General features: G+C 66.5%; 15 protein-coding genes. 9 read left to right on the forward strand and 6 right to left on the reverse strand.

From position 1 onward, the window contains the following. Positions 1-282: 282 nt before the first annotated feature. A complete protein-coding gene (sepH, locus tag AB0L82_RS25825) occupies positions 283-1,515 on the reverse strand; it encodes a septation protein SepH (RefSeq protein WP_364641377.1) in 1,233 nt (410 codons plus the stop codon). Between the two features lie 175 nt (positions 1,516-1,690). Then, entirely contained in the window at positions 1,691-2,815 is a 1,125-nt protein-coding gene (gene serC, locus AB0L82_RS25830; protein WP_364641380.1) for a phosphoserine transaminase, read from the reverse strand. A 133-nt stretch (positions 2,816-2,948) separates the two neighbouring features. On the opposite strand from serC, the gene AB0L82_RS25835 reads away from it, so the two are divergent. Continuing rightward, the gene (locus AB0L82_RS25835; RefSeq protein WP_364641383.1) at positions 2,949-3,797 is read left to right on the forward strand and encodes a hypothetical protein; all 849 of its coding nucleotides are present in this window, start codon (positions 2,949-2,951) and stop codon (positions 3,795-3,797) included. 20 nt (positions 3,798-3,817) lie between these two features. Here AB0L82_RS25835 and AB0L82_RS25840 read toward each other — a convergent pair whose 3' ends face one another. Beyond that, on the reverse strand, positions 3,818-4,690 hold the full coding sequence (locus AB0L82_RS25840; RefSeq protein ID WP_364641386.1) for a polysaccharide deacetylase family protein: 873 nt from the start codon (positions 4,688-4,690) through the stop codon (positions 3,818-3,820). 321 nt (positions 4,691-5,011) lie between these two features. On the opposite strand from AB0L82_RS25840, the gene AB0L82_RS25845 reads away from it, so the two are divergent. Then, complete coding sequence (locus AB0L82_RS25845) at positions 5,012-5,785, forward strand: RDD family protein (RefSeq protein WP_364641388.1); 774 nt, start codon at positions 5,012-5,014, stop codon at positions 5,783-5,785. A gap of 110 nt (positions 5,786-5,895) precedes the next feature. Here AB0L82_RS25845 and AB0L82_RS25850 read toward each other — a convergent pair whose 3' ends face one another. Next, positions 5,896-7,035 carry a citrate synthase 2 gene (locus tag AB0L82_RS25850; RefSeq protein ID WP_364641391.1) on the reverse strand — a complete coding sequence of 380 codons (1,140 nt, stop codon included), beginning with the start codon at positions 7,033-7,035 and terminating at the stop codon, positions 5,896-5,898. Between the two features lie 100 nt (positions 7,036-7,135). Here AB0L82_RS25850 and pdxH point away from each other — a divergent pair, with 100 nt between their 5' ends. The 5 genes from pdxH (at position 7,136) to AB0L82_RS25875 (ending at position 13,007) form a co-directional block, all read left to right on the forward strand. Continuing rightward, positions 7,136-7,861 (forward strand): pyridoxamine 5'-phosphate oxidase, encoded by a 726-nt coding sequence (pdxH, locus tag AB0L82_RS25855; RefSeq protein WP_364641394.1) that lies wholly within the window; start codon positions 7,136-7,138, stop codon positions 7,859-7,861. A 109-nt stretch (positions 7,862-7,970) separates the two neighbouring features. Continuing rightward, positions 7,971-9,251 (forward strand): MFS transporter, encoded by a 1,281-nt coding sequence (locus tag AB0L82_RS25860; protein ID WP_364641397.1) that lies wholly within the window; start codon positions 7,971-7,973, stop codon positions 9,249-9,251. Positions 9,252-9,367: 116 nt separating this feature from the next. Then, positions 9,368-9,742, forward strand: a complete 375-nt coding sequence (locus tag AB0L82_RS25865; protein ID WP_364641400.1) for a DUF4189 domain-containing protein — start codon at positions 9,368-9,370, stop codon at positions 9,740-9,742. 201 nt (positions 9,743-9,943) lie between these two features. Next, positions 9,944-11,257, forward strand: a complete 1,314-nt coding sequence (locus tag AB0L82_RS25870; protein WP_364641403.1) for a citrate synthase — start codon at positions 9,944-9,946, stop codon at positions 11,255-11,257. A 544-nt stretch (positions 11,258-11,801) separates the two neighbouring features. Continuing rightward, entirely contained in the window at positions 11,802-13,007 is a 1,206-nt protein-coding gene (locus AB0L82_RS25875) for a GNAT family N-acetyltransferase (RefSeq protein WP_364641406.1), read from the forward strand. Positions 13,008-13,075: 68 nt separating this feature from the next. Here AB0L82_RS25875 and AB0L82_RS25880 read toward each other — a convergent pair whose 3' ends face one another. Next, on the reverse strand, positions 13,076-14,749 hold the full coding sequence (locus tag AB0L82_RS25880; RefSeq protein WP_364641409.1) for a hypothetical protein: 1,674 nt from the start codon (positions 14,747-14,749) through the stop codon (positions 13,076-13,078). 212 nt (positions 14,750-14,961) lie between these two features. Here AB0L82_RS25880 and AB0L82_RS25885 point away from each other — a divergent pair, with 212 nt between their 5' ends. Together AB0L82_RS25885 and AB0L82_RS25890 are read left to right on the forward strand one after the other, a co-directional pair. Next, entirely contained in the window at positions 14,962-15,351 is a 390-nt protein-coding gene (locus tag AB0L82_RS25885) for a YccF domain-containing protein (protein ID WP_364641785.1), read from the forward strand. Between the two features lie 29 nt (positions 15,352-15,380). Next, complete coding sequence (locus AB0L82_RS25890) at positions 15,381-17,096, forward strand: AMP-binding protein (protein ID WP_364641412.1); 1,716 nt, start codon at positions 15,381-15,383, stop codon at positions 17,094-17,096. A gap of 55 nt (positions 17,097-17,151) precedes the next feature. Here AB0L82_RS25890 and AB0L82_RS25895 read toward each other — a convergent pair whose 3' ends face one another. Continuing rightward, positions 17,152-17,589, reverse strand: coding sequence for a MarR family transcriptional regulator (locus tag AB0L82_RS25895; RefSeq protein WP_364641415.1), 438 nt, complete (start codon positions 17,587-17,589; stop codon positions 17,152-17,154). Positions 17,590-17,687 lie beyond the last annotated feature (98 nt).

Raw genomic sequence — 17,687 nt, forward strand, 5'->3', positions numbered from 1 at the left:
GCCATCACCGCCACCACCATAAAATCTACCCGCCCGCCCGTCGAAATGTCGCTGTTGCGCAAGGTCTCCCCCGGCGCGGCGAACTTGCCGCCGCCTGGGAACCTTCGGACAATTCAGGCAGTTTGCCAATGCAACGGCGCATTCCCGCCGCTATCGGCACCGATTCGGCAACCGGAAACGCGAAAAAGCGCCCCCGGCAATCGGGGCGCAACAATTTCAGCGCTGTAGCAAACTTTCAGCTTCGAATTCGGTCCCGCAACCGAACGCACCGCGGGACGCGCGTCAGTGACCGGAGCTGCGCACGCCCAGGAGTACGTCTTCCCACGACGGCATGGGGGCTTTACCGCCACGCTTGGCCCGATTCTGCTTCGCCGCGGGCTTGGCGGCGGGCGGCGTCGCGGGCGCGGTGGTCGCCGCGGCGGCCGGAGCCGCCGTGGCCGGTTCCGCGACCGCGGGTTCCGCCACCGGAGCCGACGCGGCCGGAGTCGCGGCAGGCGCCGACTGCGCCGGAGCGGGCTCGGCCTTGTCGGGCACGGTCCGCTCGGGCACGGTCCGCTCGGGAGCGGCGGGCGCGGTTCGATCGGGTGCGGTCGCGGCGGTGCGTTCGGGCGCGTTGCGTTCGGGCGTGCGCTCCGGCGTCGAATGTGCCGGGGCGGCAGGCGGAGTCGTCACCGGGGGCGTCGGGGTGGCCACCGGGGCCGGAGCCGACGCGGCGGCGGACGGTGCGGGCACGGTGCCGTCACCGACGGCGGCGCGCTGCTCGTAGTAGCCGTCCATGGACTGCTGGCTGGCGACCCGGGCGGGCGCGGACTCGTAGTCGGCGCGCTCCTCGCGCGGGACGGGCGCGGTGGTGCGCGGCGTGGACGCCGGGGCCTCCACCATGACCGGTTCGTTCTGATCCGGCAGGATGGTGGCGAGACCGCGCAGAGCGCGGCCGAAGTCCGGATCGATCAGGTCCGAGGCCGGATCATCGAGCGGCACAACGGAACCGCCGTGCGCGTCGGGCTGGTAGCGCCAGTGCGCGGCGATGACCGAACGTCCGGCCTGCCACTGCAATTGCGCGACCCAGTACGCCTTTTCGTCTTTCCAGGCGTCCCATTCGGCGACGTCGATATTGTGGCCGCGCTCGGCGAAGGCGGCGGAGACGATCTCGATGAGGGTTTCGACGGCGGGACCGTCATTGCGGACCGGATGCGCCTTCTGCGCGAGCTCCGCGGCCCGGGCGCGTTCCAGCAGAACGGGATACGCGAAACGCTCCACCCGGCTGGCGGGCATTCCGGACTCTTCGGTGACCTGCTCCACCGAAGCACCGGCACGGATTCGAGCCTGGATATCGCGAGGGCGCATCGTGGCTTCCGTTTCGATCTCGATTTGTCCGAACCGGGCAAGATCTCCGCGGGCAGCGGCACGCAGTTTGTCATCGGCGGGGAGCCGGTACTTCTGACCGCTCTCGGTATCGATGCACACGATGTGCGTGGAATCGGGCGTCAATCCGATTACTCGAAGTTCACGCACCGTTACCTCCTTGTCACTGCATCGAACACAGTGCTGCGTCTACACAGCTGTCAGGCTCGCTTCTCCGCCCACGTTCTGGAACAGTAGTGCACTTCTGTGATTCATGGGGCAAGACACGCGGCGCGAAAATCTGTCGCCAGACTCTCGCGCCGCCTACTGTGTCTTAGTTTGCGGTTCAGCCGATCTGCTGCACAACCCAATCGATGCTGCGGGTCAGCTGGGAAACATCCTCGGGATCGATGGCCGGGAACATACCGACGCGCAGCTGGTTACGACCCAGCTTACGGTACGGCTCGGTATCGACGATTCCGTTGGCGCGCAATACCTTCGCAACCTGTGCCGCATCCACCGAATCATTGAAGTCGATGGTGCCGACCACCTGCGAGCGGTGCGCCGGATCCGCCACGAACGGGGTGGCGAATTCGCTGGTCTCGGCCCAGTTGTACAGGCGCGACGAGGAATCCGCGGTGCGCTTCACGGCCCAGTCCAGACCGCCGTTGCCATTCATCCATTCGATCTGATTGGCGAACAGCAACAGCGTGGCGAGCGCCGGGGTGTTGTAGGTCTGATCTTTGGTGGAGTTGTCGATCGCGATGGGCAGCGACAGGAATTCGGGGGTGAAGCGACCCGAGTTCTTGATCTCCTCGACGCGAGCCAGCGCGGCGGGGCTCATCAGCGCGATCCATAGGCCGCCGTCGGAGGCGAAGCACTTCTGCGGTGCGAAGTAGTACACATCGGAATCGGCGATGTTCACCGGCAGACCGCCCGCGCCGGAGGTGGCGTCGATGGCGATGAGCGCGTTCTCCGAACCCGCGGGACGCGACACCGGGATGGCCACACCGGTGGAGGTCTCGTTGTGCGCCCAGCCGATGAGGTCGACCGAGGGATCCGAGGTGGGCTCGGGCGCGCTGCCCGGCTCCGCCTTGACCACGATGGGGTCGCCGATGAAGGGGTTGGCCTTGGCCACCGAGGCGAACTTGGAGGAGAACTCGCCGTTGGTCAGGTGCAGCGACTTCTCGCGGATCAGGCCGAAGGCGGCCGCGTCCCAGAACGCGGTGGTGCCGCCGTTGCCGAGCACGACCTCGTAACCGTCGGGCAGGGCGAACAATTCGCGCAGGCCGGAACGCACCCGGGCCACCACGTCCTTGACCGGCTTCTGCCGGTGGGAGGTACCGAACACGGAGGCGCCGGTATCCACCAGGGACTGCAGCTGTTCGGGACGCACCTTGGAGGGTCCGCAGCCGAACCGTCCGTCGGCGGGCTTGAGATCGTCGGGGATGGTCGGGAACGCAGAGGTCATGGCGACAAGGGTAGAGGCTGCGCATCCGTCGCGAAACGAGTGGGTCGGCCCTGCAACACGTTCGGACCTCGGGCTTCGGCAAACGGCGGGTATCGCTGTGGTGAGGACCACAGACGCACTACCGTTCAGCAGCATGAACATGGCCGCGCACGAGCGACCTGGATCTCCCGCCGGCGATACCGCCGAGCCCCCGAATTCGACCGTCGCACAAGGTGTTATCGCAGGTCGAGCGGTTGCCGATCCGGAATCGGAGCCGCGCCCGGGCCTGTTGCGCCGGTTGACCGGACTGCGGCTGTCCACCCAATTCGGGTCGCACGGGCTCACCCGGCGCGGTCCGGCCCTGGACGATGCCGCCCGCCGTGAACTGCTCATGCACGGCACCGAGGGCACCGCGACAATTCTCAGCGTCCGTTCCGAGGTCGAGCCCGGCGCGGCCGGCAGCGCCCCGCGGCCTGCCGATCAGCGCCCGGACGGCGATCCCCGGACCCGGGATTTCCCCGGGCCGAGCCAGGAATTCTGGGTGCGCGTCCAGCTGGAGGACCGGCACGCGTACGAGACCCGGGTGCGGCAGCGCGTCAATACCCCTGACCAGGAATGGATGCAGCCCGGCGATGTGATCTCCTGCCGCGTCGATCCGGGCGATCACGATCGCGTGGTGCTGTACGTCCCGGCCGTGGAGGAGGCGAGCCGCACCAATATCGCCAAAATCCTGGCCGACGGCCGCCGCGCCCGCGCCACCGTGCTCGCGGCCACCCCGGTGGCCGCCGACTACACCGGCCGCGATGATCCGGTGCTGCGCCTGGATCTGGAACTGCATGCCTGGGATGAGCCCGCGCCCTGGCGGATTCGCATCATTCAGCCGGTTCCGCTGGCCGCGCTGGAACTGGTGGACCTGGGCCGCCACCTCGAAGTGGCGTTCTTCACAGTCGATCGCGGCGAATCGGTGACGGTCGACTGGCAGGCTTCCCGCGAACTCGATTGATACGCGCGAACTTCGATTCGCTAGGGCAGGCGGACGAACTGGAAACCGCTGCCCTTCAAGGCCGTCAGCGCCGCGTACATGCCGGGGCCGGTACCGGATTTGGGTCGGTGCATATGCGCCAGCGAGATGCCGCCGGGCGCGGCCTTCATCATGTTCGCCTGCACCTGAGCGGCATTGGAGGTCGCGCCGTAATCGGCGTTGAGCGAGTAGCCGACCGGCACTTCGCCGAGGTCCTGGACGATATTCACGGCCAGTTCGTCGTAATGCGCGGTGCCGGTGCGGAAGAAGCGCGGTGCGTGGCCGGTGAGCTGGGTGAGGCGTTCGTGATTGCCCCACACCTCGTCGACGGCCTCCTGCGGTGAGCCGGTGCCCTTGATCTCGTAGGCGGCGTGACCGTTGACCGAGAGCGGGCGGTGCGCGGTGCCGTGGTTGGCGAGTTCGAAGAGCGGATTGCCCGCGAGCTGGGCGGCACGCAATTGGTTCGCGTCGATCCAGCGCTTGTTCAGGAACAGGGTGGCCGGAATCTGCTGTGCGATGAGCAGACTCAGCAGATTTTCGTCGATTTCGTTATTGCCGGGACCACCGCAGGCATCGAAGGTGAGCGCGAATTGCTTACCTGAGGTATCGAAATTGGTGAGAATGCCGGAGATATCCGTTCCCCACTGGTTCGGTTTCTTCCCGGCGTATTTGGCCGCCACCGCGTCGGGGCTCAAACCGCCCTTGGCCAGCGGCAGATTCGCCGTCAGCCCCCTATCCGGCCGCGGCCGCGGCGCTTCCAGCACGCGGTCCGCGGCATTTCCGCTGGCCTTACCGCAGCCTGCGGATACCACGCCGGCGGCCAGGGCCGCACCGACCGTGAACAAAGTTCTCCGCGAGAGTCCTGCATCGAGCACTTGCGCAGGTTATGCCACTTACGACCCGAAGCCCAGGATTCCGATCACCGTTATTTCGACCTTCGCGGGCGCGCAACCTATTCACCACCACAATTCGGGCACACGTAATTCATTGTTCGGCCGCGGGACTCGCGGAACGTGTCATGTTCCGCCGGGCGCTTTCCACCGTGGAGAGCCCCGGCGCGCCGTTGTCGCCCCGGTGCTCCAGACTGTATCGGCCCAGTCACCTTGCCGCCGACAGCCACTCGGCGGCAATCGGGGGGTGCCCGGTACCGATCCCCTTTCCGGTACCGGCCGTTTCGACGCGCGATGAGGAAGTACATGACCTACCCGAACAACCCGTATCCGCCGCAGCAGCCCGGATACGGTTATCCACCCCAGCAGCCCCCGGCGCAGCCGGGTTACGGCTACCCGCCGCAGGACGCGCAGCCGGGCTACGGTTATCCACAACAGCCCGTGTCACAGCCGGGTTATCAACAGCAGCAGCCGGTTTCGCAGCCCGGTTATGCACAGCAGCCGGGTTATGCACAGCAACCCGGATACGACTACAACCAGCAGCAGCCCTACGGCGGCTACTCCCCCTACGGCGCGCCGGTGGCACCGCTCGGTGAGTACGCGAGCTGGGCCGCGCGGGCGGGCGCGTACCTGCTCGACGGGCTGATGTTCTTCCTGCCCGTGGTCATCCTGGAGATCCTGGCCATGACGGTCGGCACCGATTCGGTGGATTGCTCCTCGTACAGCAGCAGTTACAGCACCTCGCGCAGCTACAGCGCGGGCTGCACCGGCGGCGGTTTGAACGCGTTCGGCGGAATCCTGCTGTTCCTGGTGTTCGTGCTCGCCGTGGGCGCGGGGATCTTCCTGATCTACCGCGAGGGCAGCACCGGGCAGACGCCGGGCAAGAAGATCGTCGGCATTCGCCTGGTGCGCGAATCCACCGGTCAGCCGGTCGGTTTCGGCCTGGCGTTCGGCCGCAAACTGCTGCACGTGGTGGACAGTTTCGCCTGCTACATCGGCTGGTTCATGCCGCTGTGGGATGCCAAGCGGCAAACCCTGGCGGACAAGATCGTCAACACCGTGGTCGTGAAGGTGCAGTAAAGCCGGAGTCGGCCCGAAACACCGAGGCCCGCAGCGGATTCCGCTGCGGGCCTCGAATCGTCTTGCGGGCGTTGCCTACCGGGCAAGCACCTGATCACTCGCGGGCGAGATCACTTGCGGACGACGGTCTCCCAGCCGGCCACGGTCTCGGGCAGGCGCGGGGCCGGGCCGGTGTAGATGGCGGCCGGGCGGACCAGCTTGCCGAGCTTCTTCTGCTCCAGGATGTGCGCACACCAGCCGGCGGTGCGGCCACAGGTGAACATGGCGGGCATCATATGCGCCGGGACCTCGGCGAAGTCGAGGATGACCGCGGCCCAGAATTCGACATTGGTCTCGATGGCGCGGTCCGGGCGGCGCTCGCGCAGTTCGGCCAGCGCGGCCTGCTCCAGGGCGGCGGCGACCTCGTAGCGCGGGGCGTCCAAGCGCTGGGCGGTGGCGCGCAGCACGCGGGCGCGCGGGTCCTCGGCCCGGTAGACCCGGTGCCCGAAGCCCATGAGCTTTTCCTTGCGGTCCAGGATGCCCTTGACCAGTGCCCGTGCGTCGCCGGTCTTCTCGACTTCCTCGATCATCGGGAGCACGCGGGCGGGCGCGCCGCCGTGCAGCGGGCCGGACATGGCGCCGATGGCGCCGGACAGCGACGCGGCGACATCGGCGCCGGTGGAGGCGATGACGCGGGCGGTGAAGGTGGAGGCGTTCATGCCGTGTTCGGCGGCGGACACCCAGTAGGCGTCGATGGCCTCGGTGTGCTTGGGGTCCGGGTCACCCTTCCAGCGGGTCATGAACCGCTCGGTAATGGTGGTGCACTCGTCGATCTTCTTCTGCGGGACCGCGGGCTGGTAGATGCCGCGCGCGGACTGCGCGACGTAGGACAGCGCCATCACCGAGGCGCGGGCCAGGTTGTCGCGGGCGGTGTCGTCGTCGATATCCAGCAGCGGCTGGTAGCCCCAGATCGGGGCGAGCATGGCGAGCCCGGCCTGAACATCGACGCGGACGTCGCCGGTGTGGATGGGCAGCGGGAAGGGTTCGGCGGGCGGCAGGCCGTGGCCGAATTCGCCGTCGACGAGCAGGGACCACACGTCACCGAAGGTGACCCGGTTGGCGACCAGGTCGTCGATGTCGACGCCGCGGTACCGGAGCGCGCCACCATCCTTATCCGGTTCGGCGATATCGGTGGTGAACGCCACCACGCCTTCGAGGCCGCTGACGAAATCAGCTGGGATGACAGGGCTGGCCGCAGCGCTGGCAGTCATGTTGTGACTCTCCTTGCAAATCGGGCTGCCCGATCCATGGGCAGCCACGCCGATCCCCTAGACCTTAACGCCCGCATTACTCCGGAGTAACGTCTGGCCCATGCGCGACCAGGAGAATTACGCCACTCCCGACCTCGATATCGCGGCGCTGCGCGTGGAGTACGGAGTGGACGCCGGCGACAATCATCCGGGCCCGGAAACCGACCTCGACGAGAGCTGGTTGACGGACGGCTGGGAACCGTTGTTGCGCAACTGGATCGAGCACGCCACCGCGGCCGGGGTGACCGATTCCAATGCCATGGTGCTGGCCACGGTGGAACTCACCGATTCGGGGCCGCGGCCGTCCTCGCGGACGGTGCTGTGCAAAGGACTCTCGCCCGAGGGTGTGACTTTTTACACGAATTACGAATCGTTCAAGGGGCGGCAGCTGATCGCGACGCCCTATGCCTCGGCCACTTTCGTCTGGCCCGCGTTGGGCAGGCAGGTGACGGTGCGTGGTCCGGTGCACAAGGTCGCGCCCGAGACCACGGCCGTCTATTGGCAGTCCCGGCCGCGCGGTTCGCAATTGGGGGCATGGGCGTCGCTGCAATCGCGGCCGATCGCCTCGCGCGAGGAATTGGATCGGCGGTTGACCGAGTTGACCGCGCGTTTCGCGGAGGTCGATCCGATTCCGGTGCCACCGCAGTGGGGCGGTTTCCTGTTGCGGCCCGAATCGCTGGAGTTCTGGCAGGGCCGCCGCAGCCGGATGCACAATCGCATTCGTGTCCTGGTGGAACCGGGCAATCCCGATATCGCCGCCATGAAGATCGAACGATTGCAGCCCTGACCAGCATGATCGCAATGGTTCGGCGCGTGGGGTTTCTCACGTCCGAATCATGGGACGACCCCCGAAAAAGGCTAGTCGCACCGCAATTCATCCCATTACTGTCACCGCGGTGAAGCTGCTCGCCGATATAACCCCCTTACGCAACCCCGACTACCGACGGTTGTGGACCACCGGTGTCGTGACCGTGATCGGCGCGCAGCTCTCGGTGGTAGCGGTGCCCAAGCAGCTGTACGACATCACGCACAGCTCCTCCTATGTGGGACTGGCCGGACTCTTCGGCCTGATTCCGCTCATCGTGTTCGGCCTGTGGGGCGGCGCCCTCGCCGATGTGATGGACCGCCGCAAACTGCTGCTCATCACCAGCACCGGCACCGGCCTGACGGCGCTCGCGTTCTGGGGACAGGCCGCGGCCGGACTGAACAACCCCTGGCTGATCCTGGTGCTGTTCGCGGTGCAGCAGGCGTTCTTCGCGGTGAATCAGCCCGCGCGCAGCGCCATCTACCCGCGTTTGCTGCCGGAAGATCAACTCCCGGCGGCGAATTCGCTGTCCATGACCGTCATGCAGTTCGGCGCGATCGCCGGACCGGTGGTGGCGGGCATGCTGATTCCGGTGTCGGGGCTCTCGACGCTGTATCTGCTGGACTCCATCGCACTGCTGGCCACACTGTGGGCCACCTGGAAACTGCCGCCGATCCCGCCGACCGGTGAATCCCGGCGCGCCGGATTGCGCGAGGTCGCGGACGGCTTCGTCTACCTGGCCACGCAGCGAATCCTGTTGGCGTCCTTCGCCGTCGACGTGGTGGCCATGGTGTTCGGCATGCCGCGCGCGCTGTTCCCGCAGATCGCGCAGGACAGTTTCGGCGATACCGCCAGCAGCGGTCACGCATTGGGTCTGCTGTTCGCGGCCATGTCGGTGGGCGCGGTGCTGGGCGGGGTGTTCTCCGGCTGGCTGTCGCGAATTCGCAGGCAGGGCTTGGCCGTTGTGGTGCTGATCGTGCTGTGGGGTCTGGGCATGGTGGGCTTCGGCCTGGCGGTCGGGGCGGCCGGGCATAGTCTGAGCACCACGGTGGCGCTCTGGATCGCGTTCGGGTCCTTGGCTTTCGGCGGTGCGGTGGATATGTTCTCGGCGGCGCTGCGCACCACCATGTTGCAGTCGGTGGCCACCGATGAGATGCGCGGACGGCTGCAGGGCGTGTTCATCGTGGTGGTCGCGGGCGGACCGAGAATCGGTGATGTTGCACACGGTTTCGCGGCCGCGGCGGTGGGTACCGCGGCCGCCGCGGCGGGCGGTGGCGTGCTCGTGGTGATCGGCATGGTGATCGCGGCACTGATCTTCCCGGCCTTCGTGCGGTACCGGGTGGCGCGGGCGCACGCGGAGGTTCCGGCCTGAAATCCCCGGTCGTCGCCTGAGCGTCCGATAAGAATTTTCCAAGGACTTCGCAAAGACCGGCCCCTAATTTCATAAGCGTCCAGAGCACAGCACCACCGGATGCACGGGGAAACATCATGCGAAAGTCCTTCACCACCAAGGCCATCACCACCGCCATCGCCATGGCCGCCATCGGCGGCGCGGGACTGCTGGTACCCGCGCAGGCCGGCGCCACAGGCACCTACTGGGGCGCCATCGCCGTCTCCGACGAGGGCAATTGGCACGCGTCGTGGAATTACTCCACCAAGGACGCGGCCAAGGCCGAGGCGCTCAATCGCTGCAACGGGCGCAATTGCGAGGTGCTGGTGGCCTTCACCGAATGCGGTTCGATCAGCCACTCCGACAGCCTGCGCCAGTACGTGGGCCGCTACGGCTCCACCCGCGACGAGGCCGAGGATCGCGCCCGCGTGGCGTACGACTCGCGCATCATCAAGACCGTATGCAACGACTAGCCGACACGCCGGGACGGGCGGTGCGGCCCATGCCTATAGCGCATAACCGCACCGATCCTCACATCGCGACCATGTGACTGTGAGGTAGTTAAGGACCACCCTCGTTAGTCGGGCTTACCGGACAGCGACTAGCGTTGAGCCAAGCGCGTCGTGCGCCACCGCGCCGATGCCTATGGTTTCAAGCCTGAGAGGGATCCTTCCGTGCCCGCTGAGAACATCATCAACGTCGACGAAGACGCCAAGCCGGTGCTGTCCTACCCCGGTGGTGAGTACCCGATGACGGTCGCCAAGGCCGTCGAGGGCAACGACGGGATCGACCTGGGCAAGCTGCTGGCCAGCACCGGGTACGTGACCTACGACCCCGGCTTCATGAACACCGCGTCGACCAAGTCCGCGATCACCTACATCGACGGTGAAGCCGGCATCCTGCGTTACCGCGGCTACCCGATCGAGCAGCTGGCCGGTAAGTCGACCTTCATCGAGGTCAGCTACCTGCTCATCTACGGTGAGCTGCCGACCCAGGCCCAGCTGGATGACTTCACCGACCGGATCCGCCGGCACACGCTGCTGCACGAGGATCTGAAGCGCTTCTTCGACGGCTTCCCGCGCAACGCGCACCCGATGCCGGTGCTGTCGTCCGCGGTGAACGCGCTGTCCGCGTACTACCAGGATTCGCTGGACCCGCGCGATCCCGAGCAGGTCGAGCTGTCCACCATTCGACTACTGGCCAAGCTGCCGACCATCGCGGCGTACGCCTACAAGAAGTCGGTCGGCCAGCCGTTCCTGTACCCGGACAACTCGCTGTCGCTGGTCGAGAACTTCCTGCGCATGACCTTCGGCTTCCCGGCCGAGCCGTACGAGGTCGACCCCGAGGTCGCCGCGGCGCTGGACATGCTGCTCATCCTGCACGCCGATCACGAGCAGAACTGCTCGACTTCGACTGTGCGCCTTGTCGGTTCGTCCGACGCCAACCTGTTCACCTCCGTCTCCGGCGGTATCAACGCGCTCTGGGGTCCGCTGCACGGCGGCGCCAACCAGGCCGTGCTGGAGATGCTGGACGACATCAAGGCCGGCGGCGGCGACGTCAAGGAATTCATCCGCAAGGTCAAGAACAAGGAAGACGGCGTGAAGCTCATGGGCTTCGGGCACCGCGTCTACCGCAACTTCGACCCGCGCGCGACCCTGGTCAAGCAGGCCGCGGACACCATCCTGCGCAAGATCGGCGGCGACGATCAGCTGCTCGATATCGCCAAGGCGCTGGAAGAGGCCGCGCTCACCGATGAGTACTTCATCGAGCGTCGCCTGTACCCGAACGTCGACTTCTACACCGGCGTCATCTACCGCGCCATGGGCTTCCCGACCCGCATGTTCACCGTGCTGTTCGCCATGGGCCGGCTGCCGGGCTGGATCGCGCACTGGCGTGAAATGCACGGCGAGCCTTTGAAGATCGGCCGCCCGCGCCAGATCTACACCGGCTACGAGGCGCGCGACTACCGGGGCATCACCGAGCGCTGATCGCTCCCCCGTCGCACTCGACATCGAACCCGCCTGCCGCACTCGGCAGGCGGGTTTCGTCATTCCGGAAGCCGTTCCTGCACAGCCGTTAACACTGCAAGGTCTTTTTAAGGAGATCATCAGCGCCGCCCGGCAAAGTAGTTCTCACGAGATCGAGACGATCTCGACGGGGGGAACCTGCAGGGCGCGGGGGAGGCGCTCAGCCATATGGGGAACCGGGCGAAGCGCGGGGAGGCGCCGAGCCACACGGGGGAACCGGCTGGACGCGGGGAGGCGTTCGGCCACACGGGGAACCGGCGACGCGTTGGGAGGCGCGGAGCCATTCGGGGGGACGGTGACGCGCGGGGAGGCGCGGAACCACCCGGGGGGACGGTGACGCGCGGGGAGGCGCGGAACCACCCGGGGGGACGGTGAGGCGCGGGGAGGCGCCGAGCCGGGGGATCAGGGGCGAGTGGCGCCACCCGGAGCTGTCGGGGGGTGGGTGGCGCCACGCGCGGGGGAAAACCCGATGCGCGGAATGCCCGATTCATGGGATGGTCGGACTATGGCACTCACGAATGGCATCACCCTGCGTTCGGCCACCGAGAGCGACTTTCCCGCCATCCTGGAGCTGGCCGAAGTCTGCTTCGGTATGCGCTACGACCAGGTGGAGAAGGACAATATCCCGGGCCTGTTCCCGATCGAGCGCGCGATCGTCGCCGTCGACGGCGACCGCATCGTCGGCCACACCGTCGACCGCACCATGACGGTCACCGTTCCCGGTGAGAACACGATTCGAGCCTGCGGCGTCTCCGCCGTGACGGTCGCGCCCACCCATCGCCGCCGCGGCATCCTGCGCGCGCTGTACACCGAACAGCACGCCCGCACCGAGGCCGAGGGCATTCCGCTCACCATGTTCACCGCGAGCGAGGGCACCATCTACGGCCGTTTCGGCTACGGCCCGGCAACGGTGGCGAGCGAGATCACCATCGATCGCCGCAAGGCCGAATTCCGGCCCGGCACACCGGATCCCGGTGGCGTGCGAACGGCTACCCTGGCAGATTCGCAGGATCACATTCGCGAGGTGTACGACCGCTGGCGGCGGCTGGTGCCCGCCGGACAGGATCGGCCCGACGCGAACTGGAACATCTGGTTCGGTGATCCGGACCGCTACCGCGACGGCGCGTCCACGCTGTTCGTGCTCACCCATCCGGACGGTTATGTGCTGTATCGGCGGCAGTGGCGCGATCATGAGTCGGTCGCGCTCGTATCCGAGTTCAAGGCCGTCACCCCCGAGGCCCATATCGCGCTGTGGCGGGTGCTGCTGAGCCTGGATCTGCTGGACAAGATCGAGGCCGACCTCGTCGACGACGATCCACTCCCCTTCCTGGTGACCGATCCGCGACTGGTGCGCACCAAGAGCCGCTACGACGGACTCTGGGCGCGCGTCATGGACGTGCCCGCGGCGCTCACGGCCCGCACCTACCGCGAGGACCTGGATACCGTACTGGCGGTGGATGATCCGTTCCGTGAGGCGGGCGGCACTTTCGCGCTGCGGGTGCGGGACGGGGTGGCCGAATGCGAGCGCACCGACCGCGCGGCGGAGATCGAACTCGGCATCGATGTGCTGAGCAGCCTGTACTTCGGCGCGCACCGGGCGCGAGTCTTCGCCGCCGCCAACCGAATTCAAGTGAAGGACGCGGCACTGCTACGCTCCTTCGATACGGCTTTCACGGGCGATCGAGATCCGGAGTTGGGCTGGTTCTTCTGAGTTCGTGAAGTGAAAAGGGTTGGGCGGCACCAATGGTGCCGCCCAACCCTTTTCTCGTATCCGACGTACTACTTGCCGATCTTGGCGCGGAACGGTCCGCCGATGCTGTTGAACAGCAGGTCCCCGTTCGGGAACGCCTCGACGATCGCGTACGCCCCGTTGCCGAGGTTGGTCTGCCCGAAGATGGTGCGGTGCACCGTTTCCCCGGTCTTCCAGTCCAGGCCGGTGACCTCCCAGCCGTCGGCCTTGGAGTAGCCGTTCACGAAGACGATGCCCGAGCCGGTGGATACCGCGGGCACCATCGAGGTGGACACCACATCACCGCGCGTCCACGCCGAATTCCACCGGTGCGCCTTGGGATCCCATTCGAAGCGCTGCATACCGTGCGGAGGTTCGGCGACCGGGCCGTTGGCGAGCACATCCACCAGGCGGTCCGGGGAGCCGCCCGCGCCGATGTTCTGCACCACGAACGCGCCGTACCCGTTCACCACCACCGACTGTTCGGACTGGATGAACTCCGGCGGATTGTCGAGTCCGGCGGTCACCTGGATCTGATCGGCGATGCGGTTCGACTTGGTGTCCGGCTTCTGCTGGAAGCCGTCCGGAATCCTATTGCGCCAGAACGCGACCAGCTTCATATGGTCGGAGCCGTCGGTGATCACCACCAGCTCGTCGGTGTCCTTGCCGTAGCCCATCAGGGTCGGCGTGGAGCCGGTGCCGATACCGAATTTCACCGCCGGGGGCTGGCGGCCGAAGTCGTACGGTGAGGCCCAGCCGCCGTCCGCCTCATCGGTGGAGAGTTTGCCGTTCTTCCACACCGCCTTGCGCATGACCTTGTCGGAGGCGAAGTAGATGCCGCCGTCCTGATCCACGGCCATCGAGTTGGAGATGGTTTCGTCATCACCGATGCGGATCTGCTGCGGGTCGCCGGTGAGGTCCCGGTTCAGCACGTACAGCGCGCGGGAGGCCAGCACCACCAGATGCCCGTCATAGGTCATATCCGCGCCGACGATGGTCTCCGGAATGCCGAGCGTGGTCATCGAGGTCGACAGCAGCGGTTTGAAATCCTTCTGCGCGATGATCTCGATACCGTCGGCGGGCTTGTCCTTGTTCTTCAGGCCGAAGACGAACAGCTCCGCGTTCTGGTTCAGGAAGTAGAAGTGGTTGTCCTTGTCCACCATGCCGTAGACGCCGTTGCTGATGCGCGTCCAATCGACCCCGCCCCAGTCCTGGGCGATGGCGGCCTCGATCTGGCCGGTATCGGTGAACTGCCGGTTCAGCACCTGATCCAGCTGCTGCGTCGAAATCGGTTGTACGCCAGGGGCATCCATGGCCGCGACTTCCTTGAAGCCGCCGTTGGAGACGTCCACGTAGCGCGGGCCGGAGGTGGAGGAGATCCACATGTAGTCCGGCGACGGCGAGGCTAGGGTCATGATGCTGACCGGACCGGTGGGCACGCGCTGCATCTGGGCGGGGTCGATATGGAAGGTGCCGCGCGGCACCTCGTCCGGGAAACTGTCGGACTGCGCGGGGTCCAGGTGCGTGACCGCGAATTTATCGGCGGCCAGGTAGGGGTTGCGGGCCGGGCCCGAACCGGCGGCACTCGCCGCGGCCGAGGTCGAGGTGGCACTGGAGCTGGAACCGGAGTCGGAGGAATCATCACTGCCGCAGCCGGTGAGCGCGCTCGCGGCCGCGAATGTCAGCACGACCGCGCCCGCACCGAACCTGAGTTTGTTGCTCAAAATTTGCCCCTGTCCATTATTTGACGGGAGAACGGGTTAGATCTGCACATATTTCTCTTGCTAGAGATTAGCAATCACGCCGGGGCGGCAACGCCTTTTCGAGGTCAAACCACGGATTCAGCCAACCCTGGGCAGGTGTTCACACCTGGAAGTCAGGGTTTTCCCGGTGTCGGCGACCGCGCGGCGCTGGCATGCTGGAAGATGTGAAACCGATCCAGTTGCTCTTGAACATCCTGTGGTTCGTCCTGGTGGGATTCTGGATGGCGCTGGGCTATGTGGTCGCCGGGCTCATCTGCTGCGTCCTGATCATCACCATTCCGTGGGGTATCGCGTCCTTCCGGATCGCCTCGTTCGTGCTGTGGCCGTTCGGGCGCGAAGCCGTCGAGAAGCCGGGCGCGGGCGTGGCCTCCATGCTGGGCAACATCATCTGGATCATCGTGGCCGGCTGGTGGCTGGCGCTCGGGCATCTGTTCACCAGCATCGCCCTGGCCATCACCATCATCGGCATTCCGTTCGCCTGGGCGAACCTGAAATTGATCCCGGTGTCACTGTTCCCGCTCGGCCGCGAAATCGTTCCCAGCGACCGGGCATTCGGGGCATAAGCCCCGCGCTCACGCGGCACAGTGGTGGTATGCACGACAATCCGCTGTGGGCGACCGGCCCCGAGATACCGCGCCTCACACCCGCCGAGGCCGCCGAGCAGGGGCTGACCTTCACCGATCTGCTGCTACTCCGCGCGGCTGACGACCATCCGGGGCTCCTTTTCGAGGAATCGACCTGGAGCTGGCGCGAGGTGGTGCGCGAATGCGCCGCTCGCGCAGCGGTTCTGCGCGAATTGCGCCGCCCCGGACGGCCGTTCCACCTCGGAGTGCTGCTGGAGAATGTGCCCGAGTACATCTTCCTGCTCGGGGCCGCGGCCTTCGCCGGGGCGACGCTGATAGGCATCAACCCGACGCGGCGCGGGGCGGAACTGGCGGGCGATATTCGCGGCGTGGACTGCGATCTGATCATCACCGACGGGGAACAGCGCGCTCTGCTCGCCGGACTGGATACCGGCGTGGATGACGATCGCGTGCTGGATATCGATGAATCCCGGTGGCGGGAGCGGGTTTCCGCCGAATACGCGACGGACGCGTGGGTCGCGCCCGAGGCCCGGGATCGCTCGACACGGCTGCTGCTCACCTTCACCTCCGGTTCCACCGGTGCGCCCAAGGCGGTGATCTGCACGACCGGACGGCTGGCGGCGCTGGGCGCGATGAATCACTGTTCGCTGACCCGCGCCGATGTCACCTACAACGCCATGCCGCTGTTCCATGGGAACGCCATCATGGCCTGTTGGGCGCCTTCGGTTTTCACGGGTGCGACCTTCACCATGCGCCGCCGTTTCTCGGTCAGCGGGTTCCTGCCCGATATCCGGCGGTTCGGGGTCACCTACTTCAACTATGTCGGGCGGTCGCTGGCCTATCTGCTGTCCGCTCCGGAATCTCCGCTGGAGCGGGATACCAAGTTGCGCACCGCTTTCGGGACCGAAGCCGCGCCGCGCGACCGGGCCGAGTTCGCGCGCCGGTTCGGGGTGACGCCGGTGGAGAGTTACGGATCCAGCGAGGGCGGGGTGGTCATTCGGCTCACCGACGATTCACCGCCGGGCGCGCTCGGCCGCGCACCCGAGTTCATGCCGGTGGAGATTCACGACGAGCAGGGAAAACAGTGCCCGCGTGCGCTTTTCGCCGCCGACGGCACTCTGCTCAACGCATCCGAGGCGATCGGCGAGATCGTGAATATCGCCGGTGCGGCCATGTTCGAGGGCTACTACCGCAATCCGGAGGCCAGTGCCGAACGCGTGGACGGCGCGACCTTCCGCACCGGTGATCTCGGATATCAGGACGAGGCGGGATTCTTCTACTTCGCGGGACGGTCGGGTGATCGCCTGCGCGTGGACAGCGAGAACTTCGCCACCGCACCGGTGGAACGCATTCTCGCCCGGTTTCCGGGCGTGAAATTGGCGGCGGTCTACCCGATTCCGGATCCGCGCACCGGCGATCAGGTGATGGCGACCCTGGAATTGGATGCGGGTGTGCGATTCGATCCGGAACTATTCGGCGAATTCCTCGCCGCGCAACCCGATCTCGGCACCAAATGGGCGCCGCGCTTCGTGCGCGTCACCGAATCCATTCCGGTCACCGCGACCCGCAAGATCGACAAACCGGCACTGCGCCGCGAATCCTGGCTCACGAAAGATCCCGTGTACCTGGGTGATACGAAATCCCTGCGCTATCAACCGCTGACCGAGAGCCTGCGGGACGAGCTGTCCCGCGAATACGAGCACTACGGCCGAACCCCGGTCTAGCTCGTCGCGGTACCCGGATTTCCAGCACTGGGAAGTGGAGCCGCGCGCGATATCTTTACTCGGATTCGTCCACGATCTGTTTCATGATCCCGACGGCCTGCTCCAGCACGGCCAGCTGGTCGGGGCTGAGATTGGAGAGCTGATCGGTCATCCAGGCCTCGCGGGCGTGGGTCTCATCGGCGATGAGGGCGCGCCCGTTCTCGGACAGCGACACGATGATCTGCCGCCCGTCGGTGGGATGCGGATCGCGTTGCACCAGCGACATTTCCGACAGTGACGCGATCACCCGCGTCATGGACGGCGGCTGTACCCGCTCCTTGGCGGCCAGCGCGCCCGGCGTCATGGCGCCGTCCCGGTTCAGGGTGGCGAGCGCGGAGAGCTGAGTCAGCGAAATCTGGGCATCGGCACGCCGCCCGCGCAGATGTCGCGTCAAGCGCACCACCGCCAGCGACAGTTCACCGGCGAGCGCTCGAATATCGGAAGGCGTTGTCACAGAGCGAAACGATACGTGACCGTTCACGCACACGACGCCTGTTCCGGCGCACACCCCCGCCACCGGGCGGCGAACCCGACCGGTACGCGCCCCCACCC

The organism is Nocardia sp. NPDC052001 (assembly GCF_040680615.1).
Lineage (GTDB): Bacteria > Actinomycetota > Actinomycetes > Mycobacteriales > Mycobacteriaceae > Nocardia.

Bases quoted from the DNA above. Each gene is read 5' to 3' on its own strand.
- serC (WP_364641380.1), bottom strand. From the start codon at position 2,815: ATGACCTCTGCGTTCCCGACCATCCCCGACGATCTCAAGCCCGCCGAC.
- AB0L82_RS25835 (WP_364641383.1), top strand. From the start codon at position 2,949: ATGAACATGGCCGCGCACGAGCGACCTGGATCTCCCGCCGGCGATACC.
- AB0L82_RS25845 (WP_364641388.1), top strand. From the start codon at position 5,012: ATGACCTACCCGAACAACCCGTATCCGCCGCAGCAGCCCGGATACGGT.
- AB0L82_RS25850 (WP_364641391.1), bottom strand. From the start codon at position 7,035: ATGACTGCCAGCGCTGCGGCCAGCCCTGTCATCCCAGCTGATTTCGTC.
- pdxH (WP_364641394.1), top strand. From the start codon at position 7,136: ATGCGCGACCAGGAGAATTACGCCACTCCCGACCTCGATATCGCGGCG.
- AB0L82_RS25865 (WP_364641400.1), top strand. From the start codon at position 9,368: ATGCGAAAGTCCTTCACCACCAAGGCCATCACCACCGCCATCGCCATG.
- AB0L82_RS25875 (WP_364641406.1), top strand. From the start codon at position 11,802: ATGGCACTCACGAATGGCATCACCCTGCGTTCGGCCACCGAGAGCGAC.
- AB0L82_RS25890 (WP_364641412.1), top strand. From the start codon at position 15,381: ATGCACGACAATCCGCTGTGGGCGACCGGCCCCGAGATACCGCGCCTC.